The organism is Nocardioides aestuarii (assembly GCF_039527245.1).
Classification (GTDB): Bacteria; Actinomycetota; Actinomycetes; order Propionibacteriales; family Nocardioidaceae; genus Nocardioides; species Nocardioides aestuarii.
Genome location: NZ_BAAAJT010000002.1, coordinates 1,112,321 through 1,125,482, shown reverse-complemented (window position 1 = coordinate 1,125,482; position 13,162 = coordinate 1,112,321). Strand labels below are relative to the sequence as shown.

Annotated in this window: 12 protein-coding genes; 8 read left to right on the top strand and 4 right to left on the bottom strand. The window is 74.9% G+C overall.

The features are described from left to right. Positions 1–12 precede the first annotated feature (12 nt). Positions 13–600: a hypothetical protein gene (locus tag ABD091_RS05810; protein WP_343916325.1), complete on the top strand. Its 588-nt coding sequence runs from the start codon at positions 13–15 to the stop codon at positions 598–600. Here ABD091_RS05810 and ABD091_RS05805 read toward each other — a convergent pair. The 3 genes from ABD091_RS05805 to ABD091_RS05795 all read right to left on the bottom strand — a co-directional run bounded on the left by ABD091_RS05805 (position 590) and on the right by ABD091_RS05795 (position 4,178). Continuing rightward, complete coding sequence (locus tag ABD091_RS05805; protein WP_343920890.1) at positions 590–1,312, bottom strand: putative protein N(5)-glutamine methyltransferase; 723 nt, start codon at positions 1,310–1,312, stop codon at positions 590–592. The genes ABD091_RS05810 and ABD091_RS05805 overlap by 11 nt on opposite strands. A gap of 67 nt (positions 1,313–1,379) precedes the next feature. Next, complete coding sequence (locus tag ABD091_RS05800; RefSeq protein WP_343916323.1) at positions 1,380–1,901, bottom strand: CGNR zinc finger domain-containing protein; 522 nt, start codon at positions 1,899–1,901, stop codon at positions 1,380–1,382. Positions 1,902–1,910: 9 nt separating this feature from the next. Continuing rightward, positions 1,911–4,178 carry a helicase-associated domain-containing protein gene (locus ABD091_RS05795; protein ID WP_343916321.1) on the bottom strand — a complete coding sequence of 756 codons (2,268 nt, stop codon included), beginning with the start codon at positions 4,176–4,178 and terminating at the stop codon, positions 1,911–1,913. A 75-nt stretch (positions 4,179–4,253) separates the two neighbouring features. On the opposite strand from ABD091_RS05795, the gene ABD091_RS05790 reads away from it, so the two are divergent. The 4 genes from ABD091_RS05790 to ABD091_RS05775 are packed head-to-tail and all read left to right on the top strand — an operon-like array spanning position 4,254 to position 9,125. Then, entirely contained in the window at positions 4,254–5,072 is an 819-nt protein-coding gene (locus ABD091_RS05790; RefSeq protein ID WP_343916319.1) for a PP2C family protein-serine/threonine phosphatase, read from the top strand. After that, positions 5,069–6,235, top strand: coding sequence for an FHA domain-containing protein (locus ABD091_RS05785; RefSeq protein WP_343916317.1), 1,167 nt, complete (start codon positions 5,069–5,071; stop codon positions 6,233–6,235). Before ABD091_RS05790 ends, ABD091_RS05785 begins: the two co-directional genes overlap by 4 nt. Beyond that, a complete protein-coding gene (locus tag ABD091_RS05780; RefSeq protein WP_343916315.1) occupies positions 6,232–7,281 on the top strand; it encodes an RDD family protein in 1,050 nt (349 codons plus the stop codon). The genes ABD091_RS05785 and ABD091_RS05780 overlap by 4 nt, the downstream gene beginning before the upstream one ends. A gap of 11 nt (positions 7,282–7,292) precedes the next feature. Continuing rightward, a complete protein-coding gene (locus ABD091_RS05775) occupies positions 7,293–9,125 on the top strand; it encodes a helix-turn-helix domain-containing protein (RefSeq protein WP_343916313.1) in 1,833 nt (610 codons plus the stop codon). A 15-nt stretch (positions 9,126–9,140) separates the two neighbouring features. Here ABD091_RS05775 and ABD091_RS05770 read toward each other — a convergent pair whose 3' ends face one another. Next, positions 9,141–9,647 (bottom strand): Lrp/AsnC family transcriptional regulator, encoded by a 507-nt coding sequence (locus ABD091_RS05770; RefSeq protein ID WP_343916311.1) that lies wholly within the window; start codon positions 9,645–9,647, stop codon positions 9,141–9,143. Positions 9,648–9,756: 109 nt separating this feature from the next. Between ABD091_RS05770 and ABD091_RS05765 the strand changes: the two genes are divergently transcribed. The 3 genes from ABD091_RS05765 (at position 9,757) to ABD091_RS05755 (ending at position 13,156) form a co-directional block, all read left to right on the top strand. Then, the gene (locus tag ABD091_RS05765) at positions 9,757–10,917 is read left to right on the top strand and encodes a trans-sulfuration enzyme family protein (protein WP_343916309.1); all 1,161 of its coding nucleotides are present in this window, start codon (positions 9,757–9,759) and stop codon (positions 10,915–10,917) included. Positions 10,918–10,998: 81 nt separating this feature from the next. Continuing rightward, entirely contained in the window at positions 10,999–11,766 is a 768-nt protein-coding gene (locus ABD091_RS05760; RefSeq protein WP_343916307.1) for a 3-hydroxybutyrate dehydrogenase, read from the top strand. A 31-nt stretch (positions 11,767–11,797) separates the two neighbouring features. Continuing rightward, complete coding sequence (locus ABD091_RS05755) at positions 11,798–13,156, top strand: MFS transporter (protein WP_343916305.1); 1,359 nt, start codon at positions 11,798–11,800, stop codon at positions 13,154–13,156. The last annotated feature ends 6 nt before the right edge of the window (positions 13,157–13,162 follow it).

The following is a 13,162-nucleotide window of genomic DNA, read 5'->3' as shown; positions in this document are numbered from 1 at the left end:
TACAGTGCGCCCGTGGGCAAGATCCTCGGGCGTCCTGTCGTGCTCCTGCCACTCGGCGTGGTGGCCCTGCTGGTGGGGCTGCTGGTCGCCCTCAACAGCATCGGTGCCGGGCGGTGGGGCGGGGTGGTCGAGGCCGGGACGGCGTGCGAGTCGCCCGGCCAGGAGATGTGCCTGGTCCGCGACGACGTCTCGCTCGACGGGCCGCACTCCTCACGACGGTCGGCCGGTGACGACTGGGACCTGACCCCGGCGTCCGGCGAGCCGGAGGAGGTCTCGCTCCCCGGGGACGCGCTCGACGACGTCGCTGCCCGCGAGGGCGTGATGCTCTCGCAGCCGGACGGGGACGTCGTCGGCGTGGAGGTCGACGCCGTCACGACCGGCACCACGTGGGTGGGTGGCTACGGCGTCCTGCAGCTGCTCGGGCTCGGGCTGATGGTGCTCAGCCTCGGCGCGGGACTGGTGCTGGTCGCCCTCCGGATGCGCCGCTCGACCGGCTCGTGGAGCGCCCACGAGTCGGTGCAGCAGCACGGCTCCGCACTGCTCGCGCTCCCGGTCGTCCTCGGGTTGGTGCTCTGGATGGCCCCGCGCTTCATCTGGTGACGACCGCAGTCGCGTCCCGCTCCTCGTCCCTCACGACGTACGCCGCCAGCCCGGCCGCCTCGCACGCGGCGACGGTCAGCGCCGACTGTCCGCGGCTGGTCTCGATCACGAGCCGGCCCCCGGGCCGCAGCCACCCGCCGACGCCCGCGGCCACCCGCCGGTGCAGGTCGACGCCGTCGGGGCCGCCGTCCAGCGCGTGGAGCGGCTCGTGGTCGCGCGCCTCCGGCGGCATCGAGGAGATGGCGTCGGTCGGGACGTAGGGCGCGTTCACGACCACCACATCGAAGGACCCGTGCAGGTCCGGCGGCAGCCCGTCGTAGAGGTCGCCCTCGACGACCCGGTCCGCGTCGAGGTTCCGCCGGGCGCACGCCACCGCCACCGGGTCGACGTCGCTCGCCCACACCTCGCTCGCCGGCAGCCGGGCGGCGACCGCCGCCCCCACCGCCCCCGACCCGCAACACAGGTCGAGGACGCGCGGTCGCGGTAGTCCGGTTGATTCGTGCTCCGATCCGGGGTCCGGACGAGCACAGATCAACCGGACTACCGTCGCGACCAGCAGCTCCGACCGCACCCGCGGGACGAAGACACCGGGGGTGACCACGACCCGGAGGCCGTCGAAGGCGGCCCAGCCGAGGAGGTGCTCCAGCGGCTCGCCGGCGACGCGGCGCCCGACCAGTGCGTCGAGGACCGCCCCGGACGCGGCCTCGGTCAGCAGCGCGGCCTCCTCCTCGGCGAAGACGCAGCCCGCCGCCCGCAGCCGGGAGACCAGCCGGCCGAGGTCAGACAGCGGACTTCTGCCGCGCGCGGTAGGCCGCGACGTTGGCGCGCGACGAGCACCGGTCGGAGCAGTAGCGGCGCGACTGGTTGGGCGAGGTGTCGACGTAGACGTCGGTGCACCTTGCCTCCGCGCAGACCCCGAGCCGGGTCGGCCCGAGGTCGCAGACCAGCGTCGCGAGCCCGAGCAGCGCCTCGCCGATCAGCAGCTCGGAGACCGTGGCGGCGCGGGTCGCGACGTGGAGGTGGAGGTCGCTGGGGTCGTGGTCGGAGATCATCGGGGTGATCGGGTACTTCTCCATCAGCCCGTTGAGCCCGTCGATGACGCCGCGCACGTCGTCGGTGTCGGACGCCTCGAAGACCGGCCGCAGCTCGCGCTGGAAGCGCCGCAGCACCGTCGCGTCGCGGTCGGTCGCCTGGTCGTGGAGCCAGTCGCGCGCCGGCAGCGTCGCGACGAGGTCGTCGCGGTCGGCGAGCTCGGCGTTGAGCAGCGCCGCCGACGCCTCGGCGTACCGGATGAAGTCCACGACCCGAGCCTACTGCCGGGTGGGTCGCGACGATCCGGCCGCGCGGACCGAGGTCACCCGGTGGATGGCGAAGTGGCGGACGTCGTCGCTCCTCACGTCGTAGGCCGTCAGCTGGCCGCCCTCGACGCGGACCGGCTCGACGAGCCGCTCGGTACGGGTGCCGTGGTTGTCGACGTAGCCGATCGTCACGGCGCTCCCGGTTTCGATCGCCTCGCGCAGCGCGGCCAGCGAGCCGCTCGGCGTCAGCGTCTCGACCGGGCCGACCGGCCGCGTCGACGCGACCTCGTCGCCGCTGCGGATCGCCGCCACGACCTGGGCGGCGTGGGCCGCCTCGCGGGCGACGACGGCGCCGGTCGCGCGCGACGACCGCGGGTTGCGGGCCCGCAGCTGGTCGGGCCGGCTGATCCGGACCGTGCCGTCGGCCGCCTCGACGACCGGCGAGGCGCCGAGGTCGCGCAGCCGGGGGAGCAGCACGTCGAGCGGGGTGTCGGAGATCAGGACCGTGGGTGCGATCCGACGCAGCCCGAGCGTGGCCGCCCGCGGGTGGTGGAGCAGCTCGGTCAGCGCGGTCTCGTCGTCGGCGCGCAGGAACGCCTCGGCGTGGCCGACCCGGATCGTGCCGAAGGTCCGGGCGGCGTCGTCGACGAGGTAGCGCAGCGGCTGCGGCACCTCGGTCGCGGCGACCTCGTCGAGCAGCGCGTGGACCTCCGCCGCCGACCAGCCGACGTCCAGCGCGCGGCGCACGGACCCGGGGGTGAAGCGGTAGACAGTCGCCCCGCCACGCGACTCGACGTCCGCGACGAGGTGGAGCTTGCGTGCGACCGAGGTCTCCAGCGGGCCGGGCGCCACCGCGGTGAGGTCGGCCTGGAGCAGCACCTGCGCCACCGGCTCGGGCAGCAGCGGCGCCAGCACCGACGTCACCTGCTCGTCGTCGCCCGCCACCACGGCCGAGGCGTACGACGCCGCGCCGCCGAGGCCGGTGATCCCGAGTGACGCGGCCTCCTCGACCGCCCACGCGGCGTGGTCGTCGCGGCTGCGGGGCCGCCGGGGTCGCTGCCAGCGCAGCAGGGCGACCAGCGACGGCAGCCCGGTGCCGGCCGCGAGCACCTCGCCCGGCGGCAGGTCGGTCAGGACGGCCAGCACCTGGCGCCGGACCTCGGGGGCCATGGGCGAGACCAGGTCGGGCCCGAGGGCGTTGCGGCCCTTGCCGGCGTGGTCGCGCGTGCCGATCAGGCCGGCCTGTCGCGCCGACTCGAGCCAGCCGCGGGCCAGCCGGAGCCAGCGGGTCGGGAGGTCCTGGCCCACCCAGGCGTCGAACGAGTCGGTCGGCACCCACACCGGGTCGCCGCCGGCGTCGGCGCGGCTGGCGAGCAGCCCGGAGGAGCGGGCGACCTCGACCAGCAGCCCGGCCGTGCGCTCGGTCGTGTGGAGCAGGGTCGCGGTCGCCTTGAGGTCGCGCACAGCCAGCCCGCCCGAGCGCAGCTCGCCCGGCGGGTCGGCGCCCCACGTGTCGAGGAGCAGCTCGACCCGGTGGACGGTCTCGAGCGCGGCCCCGGCGGCCGCCCGGTCGACCAGGGTGGCCCCGCGGGTCGTGGTCGCCACGGTCGGCGGCGCATCGACGGGTTCGCGCGTCGTACGACCGCCACGCAGGGCGATGCCGACCTCGCCGGGGACGACCAGGTAGCCGCCGCGCGGCACGAGCAGCCGACGGTCGAGCAGCTCCTCCAGGGGCCCGTCGGTGCGGCCCGCGGTCGCCTGTCCGCCGTGGGCGTCGACGTGCTCGAGCATCGCCCGGGCGGCGTCACCGAGGCCGGAGAGCCGGTCCTCGACCCCCTCCCGGTCGGCGGGCTCGGCGGAGAGCGGGCGGATGCCGCTGAAGCCGGGTCCACCGGCCCCGACGGACTCCACGACGCCGGTCAGCGGCCGCAGCCCGGCCGGCGACTCCCACACCAGGGCCAGGTCGACCAGCCGCTCGGCCGCGGCGCTCACCGACGCCGCCTCGGCGTGGACCAGCGAGACCAGTGCGTCCACGGAGGTTTGGCCGGCCACCACGAGGGCATCAAGGACGGAGAGCTCGAGTGAGCTCAGCTGGTCGAGCGCCCGGACCACCGAGGCCCGGGTCGCCGCTCGCGAGGCCAGCTGTCCGGAGTCGAGAGGAGCCGGGGTGGCCAGGTCGGGACGGTCGCGCAGCAGCCGGGTGAGCCGGTCGTCCGGCCACCCCCTCAGCTGGTCGGCGAGGGTGCGGTGCCCCTGGCCGGTCGTTCCTGCTCCCGACATCCCTGCCACGCTACCGGGCGCGCGGGTGGCGCGAGGCCGTACGCTGCTGAGCGCCCGGGAGGTGGGATGAGCCACATGAAGCAGGTCGAGCTGCACCACGGTGCGCGCACCGACGTCGGGCTCGTGCGCGAGGTCAACGAGGACGCCTTCCTCGCCGCGCCCCCGGTCTTCGTCGTGGCCGACGGCATGGGTGGCCACGACGGCGGCGACGTCGCCAGCCGGATCGTCGTCGAGGAGTTCCAGCGGCTCGCCGACGCCGGTTACGACCCGGCCCACGGTGGCGACCAGGCCGCGGCGACCCTCGCGGAGTGCCAGCGCCGCATCAGCGACTACGGCGCGGAGCGGGTCGCCAGCGGGCGTGCCCGCGCCCACGCCGGGACGACCGTGGTCGCGGCGCTGCTGGTCGACGACGGCGGGCCCCAGTGGCTGCTGGTCAACCTCGGCGACTCCCGTGTCTACCGGTTCTCCGCCCAGCGGCTCGAGCAGGTCAGCGTCGACCACAGCGTCGTCCAGGAGCTCGTCGACGCCGGCACCATCACCAGCGAGGACGCGGCCCACCACCCCGAGCGCCACGTCATCACCCGGGCCCTCGGCGGGCCCGAGCCGGCGCAGCCCGACTACTTCCTGCTGCCCCTCGCCTCCGCCGAACGGCTGCTGCTGTGCTCCGACGGCATCAGCGGCATGATCCGCGACGACGAGATCGCGGCCGTCCTGGCGACGGCCGACGACCCCCGCGACGCGGCCGACGAGCTGGTCGAGCGGGCCCTCGCCGCGGGTGGGCGCGACAACGCGACCGCGGTGGTCATCGATGTGGTGGGATGGGCCGACGCCGCCGACTACGACTCGGACCGCCAGCGTCTGAGCCTCGAGCAGAAGCTGGGAGCCCTGCCGTGACCACTCCCTCCTCGGCGCTCCGCAGCTATCGCCCCGGCGACTGGCTGGCCGTCCTCGGCGAGCACGCGGCCGTGCTGCTGCCGCCCTCGGAGAAGGCGCGGGTCGCCGACCTGTGGGCGCTGGTCGACGACGGTGCGGGCTTCGACGTCGTGCTCGACGCACTGATCTCGGGCGGGCTGCGCGAGCTGCCCGGCTTCGTCCTCGTCGCCACCGACGCCGGCACGACCCGGATCGTCGTGCGCGGCCCCGCCCGTGCCACGGCCACCACTCCTGACGGCGGCGACGTCGTGGTCGACGGTCGCGAGGCCGCGACCTGGGCGGAGCGGGCGCTGACCGGCGTCCGGTCGCTGCGGCTCGACGTGGGGGACGACGAGCCGGCCGGTGTCGACGACGCCCTCACCATCCGTGGCGGCCTCGTCCGCGTCGGGTCGGTCAGCCAGCCTCCGGAGCAGCCGGCGGAGCCGGATCCCGCGCCCACGCCGCTGCCGGAACCCGAGCCGGTGCCGGTGCCGGAGCCGGAGCCGGAGCCCGAGCCGGAGCCGGAGCTCGACCCCGACCCCGACCCCGAGCCGGAGCCCGCTCCGTACGACGACGCGCCGACCGAGGCGATCTCGGCCGTGCCGCCGGTGCCCGAGCCGTGGCCCGGCACCCCCGCCCCCGTCGACCCGCTCGACCACGACACCCCGCTGCCCGTCGAGCCGGACCCCGCACCCGAGGAGCCCCACGACCTCGACCACGACGGCGACACCCTCGCCGGGCGCTCCTCGGAGGAGCCGGAGGAGTCCCGTGGTCCCGCGCTCACCTCCCGTCCGGTCGCGCGCCTGGTCTTCTCCCACGGCGACGACGTCTCGGTCGACCGGCCCGTGCTCGTCGGTCGGTCGCCGGAGGCCCGGCGCTTCACCTCCGCCGAGCAGCCGCGGCTGGTGTCGGTGCCGAGCCCGCAGCAGGAGATCTCCTCCACCCACCTCGAGATCCGACCCGGCAGCGGTGCCGACCACGGCAGCGCCGTCGTGACCGACCTCGGCTCGACCAACGGCTCCGTGCTCGTCCAGCCCGGCCTGCCGCCCGAGGACCTGACGCCCGGCGTCGCGGTCCAGCTGATCCCCGGCGCCGTCCTCGACCTCGGCGACGGGGTCACGATCCAGGTCGTCAACCCCGGATGACCCTCCCGACCCTCCCGGCCGCCAGCCTCGACCGCCGGTTCTACGCCTACGCCCTCGACCGGCTGGTCGCGTGGCCGCTGCTCGTGCTGGCGGCCTGGCTCGGGTGGCGGCTGGCCTCCGACGGGTCGTGGCTGCCCGGACTGGTCCTGGTGCTGGGCGTCGCGCTGCTGGTGACGGTCGTGCTCGGGCTGCTCGTCGGCCTCCAGGGCAGCACCCCCGGCAAGACCGTGGTCGGGCTGCGGGTCGTCGGTGCGGAGTCCGGGGAGCCGCTGGGGGCGGGACCGGGCGTGCTGCGCACCCTCGTGCTGGCCCTGGCCGGGTTGCCGGCCCTCGGTCTCGGCGTGGCCACGCTGGCGCAGACCGCGGTGCTCGACCCCGGACGACGGCGGCGCGGCTGGCACGACCACCTCACCGGCGCAGTCGTGGTCGACGTACGACCGGCTGCGGAGCGGACGCCCGACGCCGTGGCACCGGTCGCGCCGCAGCAGGTCGTCAACCTGACCGCGATGCGGCTGGCGCCGGCGGCGGCCCGTCCGGCCCCGACCCAGGCGCCCACCCCCACGCCGACGCCCACCCCCGCACCGGCGCGCCGTGCGGCCCCCGCTCCGTCCGAGCCGGCGACCGTGCCCGTGCCGTCGGCGGGATCCGACCTCGAGCGCACCCAGGTCCGCGGCCTCCCCGCAGTGGGGCGCCACGCCGCCCCTCCCGCCCCCGTGGGCTGGCAGGTCGCCTTCGACTCCGGCGAGCAGCTCGTCGTCGACGGGGTCGCGCTGCTCGGACGGCGACCGGAGGGCCGGCCGGGTGAGGCGGTCCACCACCTGGTGCCGCTGCGGTCGGAGGACATGTCGGTCTCCAAGACCCACGCCCAGCTCCACGTCTCGGGCGACGGGTCGCTGGTGGTCACCGACCGCGGCTCGACCAACGGCTCGGCGCTGGTGCGCTCCGGCGTCGCGCGCCAGCTGCCGCCCGGCAAGCCCACCACCCTCCTCGACGGCGACGTCGTCCGGTTCGGCGACCGCTCGATGACGGTCTCCCGGCAGTCCTGAGGGCCGACGCCGTGGCCGACACCTTCCTCGATCTCCTCTACGGCGAGGCGCCGCGCGCGGCCTACGACGAGCTGCTCGCCGACGCCGAGGCGGGCGGTCTGACCGACGACGAGCTCACCGCCCTGCGCGAGCAGCGCGACGTGGCCCTGCGGATCCGCGAGCTGCTCGCCCGCCGGCAGGCCCGCGAGGCCGAGCTCCGCGCCCTCTACGAGACGGCGAGCGACCTCACCGCGATCCGCGACGTCGACGCGATCCTCAGCGCGATCGCCCGGCGGGCGCGCCAGCTGCTCAACGCCGACATGACCTACCTCTCCCTCAACGACGAGGCCGACGGCGCGTCCTACATGAAGGTCACCGAGGGAGCCCTCACCCCGGAGTTCCGGCGGCTGCGGCTGCCGCTCGGCACCGGGCTCCTCGGCCTGGTCGCCCAGACCGGGGCTCCCTACTTCACCGAGGACTACCAGGCCGACCCCCGCTTCGTGCACCAGGAGTTCATCGACGACGCCGTCGCCGGGGAGAAGATCCGCGCGATCCTCGGCGTGCCGCTGATGCTCGACGGCCGCGTGATCGGCGCGCTGCTCGCCGTCCACCGGACGGTCCGGCCGTTCCCGCCGTCGGAGGTCTCGCTGCTGACCTCCTTCGCGGCCCACGCGGCCGTCGCGCTCGAGAACGCCCAGCTCTTCGCCGACCTCGACGCGGCCCACCGCACGATGACCGAGCACACGCAGGCCGTCGAGAACGCCGCGGTCGCCCACGACCGCCTCACCGACCTGCTGGTCGCGGGCGGTGGGGTCGAGGAGGTGGCCGGCGTGCTGTCGGAGGTCCTCGGCGGCGACCTTGCGATCCACGACCCCGACACGACGCTGCTGGCCGGCACCCCGGTCGACGAGGACTGGGCGCCGGTCGTCGCCGAGGCGCTCTCCTCGGGCCGCAGCGTCCGGGCCGGGGACGCCTACGTCGCGACCGCCCAGGCCGGTCCGGAGCACGTCGCGACGCTCGTCCTGCGCACCGCCGCGGAGCTGCCCCAGCCGCAGCGCCGCACCCTCGAGCGGGGCGCGCTGGTGACGGCCCTGGTCATCCTCTTCGCCCGCACCGTCGCCGAGACCGAGGACCGGCTCGGCGGCGAGCTGCTCGGTGACCTCCTCGACGCGAGGGCGGAGGCGCTCCCCGCCCTCCGCGAGCGTGCCCGGCGCCGCCAGGTCAGCCTCGACGGGCCGCTCGTGCTCGCCGTGGCCGAGGTGTCGGGACTGCCCCGCTTCGCCGCGGGCCGGGCCGTCGCCCGCCTCGCCGGCGAGCACCGGGGGCTGGCCGGCGACCACCGCGGGCGGCCCGTGCTGCTCGTGCCCGGCGACGACCCGGTCGCGGTCGGTGAGTCGCTCGCGACGGCCGTCGCGAGCGCGGGCGGCGTCGCCACCGTCGGGGTCACCGGGGCCGGGGTCGAGTCGCTCGCCGCCGCCCACGACGAGGCCCGCCGCTGCCTCGACACCCTGCTCACCCTCGAGCGGCACGGCGAGGTGAGCGACCCGGCCGGGCTGGGGCTGGCGCGGCTGCTGCTCGGTGAGAACGGACCGGAGCAGCTGGCGGCGTACGTCGGCACGACGCTGGGGCCGGTGCTGTCCTACGACGCCGCCCGCGGCACGGCGCTGCGGGAGACCCTCGACGCCTGGTTCGCCACCGGTGGCCGGGTCAAGGAGACCGCGGCCAGGCTGCACGTCCACCCCAACACCGTGTCCCAGCGGCTCGACCGTGTCGGCGAGCTGCTCGGCGCGGGCTGGCGCGACCCCGGGCGCGCCCTCGACCTCCAGCTCGCCCTCCGCGTCCACAAGCTCCGCGGCACCTCCTGACGCGCCGCTGCTGCCTCAGGGCAGCAGGTTCCGCCCCCGGTAGCCGTGGAAGACCAGGCTCGTCTCGGCGTGCACCACTCCGGGGCGCCCGGTGAGGTGGTCGAGGACGAAGTCGCGCAGCGCGTCGGGCGAGGCCGCGGCGACGTGGACGAGGAAGTCGTCGGCGCCCGAGATGTTCCACGTCCGGACGACCCCGGGCAGCTCGGTGACCTCGGCGGCGAAGGCGTCGACGTCCGCGCGGGCGTGGCCGGAGAACCGGATCGCCACCATCGCCTGCACCGGGAGCCCGAGTCGGACCAGGTCGACGTCGGCGGTGACCCCGGTGACGATGCCTCGCTCGCGCAGACCGCGGACCCGCGCGACGCAGGTCGACTCCGCGATGCCGGCCTCGCGCGCGAGGGCGACGTTGGGCGTGCGGCCGTCGCGGAGCAGCGCCCGGACGAGCGCCCGGTCGACGTCGTCGAGCAGCGGCTTGTCCCGGGGCGCGGGGCCGGGGGAGCGGCGGGGCAGGTCCTGCGGCACGCCTGTCACTCTAGAGCCCCAGGACGAAGAATCCGCGACATGATCGATCATTGCCGCAGGTTCCGAGGAACTGTTGCGTCTCCACTGCAGTTTTCGCATCGTTCGGGCCATGACGACCCACCGCCTGGAGACCGACGCCGTCCACCTCGGCCGCGAGGACCTCGCCGACCTCGGCGTGCACGTCCCACCGCTGGACCTCTCGACGACCTACCCGCTCCCCGGCGTGGGACGCGGGGGCGAGTCCTACGAGACGCTGGCCACCGGCGGCCGCCCCGGCACCGGAGACTCACTGGTCTACCAGCGGCTCTGGAACCCCAACGTCGACCGGTTCGAGCGCGGCGTGGCCGGCCTCGAGGGCACCCCGGGCGCGGTCGCCTTCTCGACCGGCATGGCCGCGCTCAGCGCCGTGCTGCTGGCTGCCGTCGCCGCCGGCACCCCCCACGTCGTCGCGGTCCGGCCCCTCTACGGCGGCAGCGACCACCTGCTCGCCACCGGCCTGCTCGGAACCCGCGTCACCTTCACCACCGTCGACGGCGTCGCCGAGGAGATCCGGCCCGACACCGGGCTGGTCGTCGTGGAGACCCCGGCCAACCCCACGCTCGACCTGGTCGACGTGGCTGGCGTGGTCGCCGCCGCCGGCGCCGTCCCGGTCCTCGTCGACAACACCTTCGCCACGCCGGTCCTCCAGCAGCCGGCCGCCCTGGGTGCGTCGCTCGTGCTCCACAGCGCCACGAAGTTCATGGGCGGTCACGGCGACGTCATGGGCGGCGTGGTCGCGGCGGGGGAGGGCTGGCTGTCCCGGCTGCGCCAGGTGCGGGCCGTGACCGGCGGACTGCTCCACCCGCTGGCGGCCTACGAGCTCCACCGGGGGCTGCAGACCCTCCCGCTGCGGGTGCGCGCCCAGCAGGAGACCGCCGTCGTCCTCGCCGACCGGCTCGCCGAGCACCCCGCTGTCGCACAGGTCCTCTACCCCGGCCACAAGGAGTGCGACCCGCAGGGGCTGGTCGGCACCCAGATGGCCGGTCCCGGGTCGGTGCTCGCCTTCGAGCTCGTGGGCGGCTACGACGCAGCAGCGGCCGTGGCCGGGGGCTGCCGGCTGATCACCCACGCCGTCTCCCTGGGCGGGGTCGACACCCTCGTCCAGCACCCGGCGGCGCTGACCCACCGTCCGGTGGCGGCCGACGCCAAGCCGGGGGACGGCCTCCTGCGCGTCTCGGTCGGGCTCGAGCACGCCGACGACCTGTGGCAGGACCTCGCTGCGGCACTGTAGCCCGCACGCACACCTGAACCGGTTGGTTGTGGGTCCCTGTCACATGGCACGCCCCCATGACTCGTCCCTAACGTCGGGCGCATGCCTGAGACGACCATCACGCCCGACCCGTTGGCGGGCAAGCACGCCGTGGTCACCGGCGGCGCCAGCGGCATCGGCGCCGCGGTCGCCACGCGCCTCGTCGCCGCCGGCGCGAAGGTGCTGGTGCTCGACCGCGACGAGGACGCCGCGGCGTCGCTCGCCGGCGAGATCGGCGCCGACCACCGCGCCGTCGACCTGTCCGACCTCGACGCCGTGCGCGCGCTCGGCCTCGACACCGACGTGCTGGTCAACTGCGCCGGTGTCCAGCACGTCGCCCCGGTCGAGGACTTCCCGGTCGAGCGGTTCGAGCTGATCCACCGGTTGATGCTGCTGGCCCCGTTCCTGCTGACCCAGCAGGTGCTGCCCGGGATGTACGACCGGGGCTGGGGCCGCGTCGTCCACGTCTCGAGCGTCCACGGCCACCGGGCCTCGCCCTACAAGTCGGCCTACGTCAGCGCCAAGCACGGCCTCGAGGGCCTCTCCAAGGTGATCGCCCTCGAGGGCGCCGCGAAGGGCGTCACCAGCAACACCGTGTGCCCCGGCTACGTCCGGACCCCCCTCGTCGAGGGCCAGATCGCCGACCAGGCGAGGGCCCACGACATCCCCGAGGGCGAGGTCGTCGACGACGTCCTCCTCGCCCGTACGGCGCTCAAGCGCCTCGTCGAGCCCGCGGAGGTCGCCGAGACCGTCGCGTTCCTGTGCGGCCCCGCGGCCGCGTCCGTCACCGGCTCCAGCTTCGTCATCGACGGCGGCTGGACCGCCGCCTGACGGTCGTTCCCGAAAGGAAAGAAAGAGAGACATGTCCACCCAAGCCCCCGCCACCACCGAGGCGGCCTCGAAGACCTCGATCGTCAAGGTCGTCTTCGCCAGCCTGATCGGCACCGCCGTCGAGTGGTACGACTTCTTCCTCTACGGGTCCGCCGCTGCCCTCGTCTTCGGCACCCTGTTCTTCCCCGAGTCCGAGCCGGTCACCGCGACGCTGCTCGCCTTCGGCACCTACGCCCTCGGCTTCGTGGCCCGTCCCCTCGGCGGCGTCGTCTTCGGCCACTTCGGTGACCGCGTCGGCCGCAAGGCGGTGCTGGTGACCTCGCTGATGATGATGGGGGTCGCGACCTTCGCCATCGGCCTGCTGCCGACCTACGCCTCCATCGGCGTCGCGGCCCCGATCCTGCTGCTGGTCTGCCGCCTGGTCCAGGGCTTCGCGGTCGGCGGCGAGTGGGGCGGCGCGGTCCTCATGGTCGCCGAGCACGGCGACGAGAAGAGCCGCGGCTTCTGGTCCTCCTGGCCGCAGGCCGGCGTCCCGCTCGGCAACCTGCTCGCCACCGGCGTCCTCTTCGTCCTGGCCGCTGTCCAGTCCGACGCGGACTTCGAGGCTTGGGGCTGGCGCATCCCGTTCCTGCTCTCGGCCGTGCTCGTGATCATCGGCCTCTTCGTCCGTCTCTCGCTCGAGGAGTCGCCGGTCTTCCAGGAGGCCAAGGCCGAGATCGCGGAGAAGAAGCAGGCCGAGTCCCACCTGCCGATCCTCGAGGTGATCAGGACCTACCCCAAGGAGGTCCTCATCGCCATGGGCATGCGGATGGCGGAGAACATCTCCTACTACATCTTCACGGTCATCTCGATCACCTACGTGACGACCTACCTCGAGGCCGACAAGGACCTCATCCTGAAGATGCTGCTGATCGGTGCCGGCATGCAGTTCCTGATCATCCCGGTGATCGGCGCGCTGTCCGACCGGATCGGTCGCCGCCCGCTCTACCTCACCGGTGCCGTCGGCGTTGGTGTCTGGGGCTTCGTGTTCTTCGGCCTGCTCGACGACATGACCTCGGGCAGCGTGCTGCTCGCGGTGCTGGTCGGCCTGTTCTTCCACTCGCTGATGTACTCGCCCCAGGCGGCGTTCTTCTCCGAGCTCTTCGGCACCTCGGTGCGCTACACCGGTGCCTCGGTGGGCTACCAGCTCGCGTCGATCTTCGCCGGTGCGCTGGCGCCGATCATCGCCCTCGAGCTGCTGGGTGACGACATCGCCAACCCGAACCAGACGGCGGTCGGCTTCTACGTCGCCGGTGCCGCCGTGCTGACGATCATCGCCGTGCTCGCCGCCAAGGAGACCCGGGCCTCCTCGCTGCGCCACGACCGCGTGGTCCGCGGCGCGCACGACTGACCCACC

Bases quoted from the DNA above. Each gene is read 5' to 3' on its own strand.
- ABD091_RS05765 (WP_343916309.1), top strand. From the start codon at position 9,757: ATGACGACCCACCGCCTGGAGACCGACGCCGTCCACCTCGGCCGCGAG.
- ABD091_RS05790 (WP_343916319.1), top strand. From the start codon at position 4,254: ATGAAGCAGGTCGAGCTGCACCACGGTGCGCGCACCGACGTCGGGCTC.
- ABD091_RS05755 (WP_343916305.1), top strand. From the start codon at position 11,798: ATGTCCACCCAAGCCCCCGCCACCACCGAGGCGGCCTCGAAGACCTCG.
- ABD091_RS05760 (WP_343916307.1), top strand. From the start codon at position 10,999: ATGCCTGAGACGACCATCACGCCCGACCCGTTGGCGGGCAAGCACGCC.
- ABD091_RS05795 (WP_343916321.1), bottom strand. From the start codon at position 4,178: ATGTCGGGAGCAGGAACGACCGGCCAGGGGCACCGCACCCTCGCCGAC.
- ABD091_RS05780 (WP_343916315.1), top strand. From the start codon at position 6,232: ATGACCCTCCCGACCCTCCCGGCCGCCAGCCTCGACCGCCGGTTCTAC.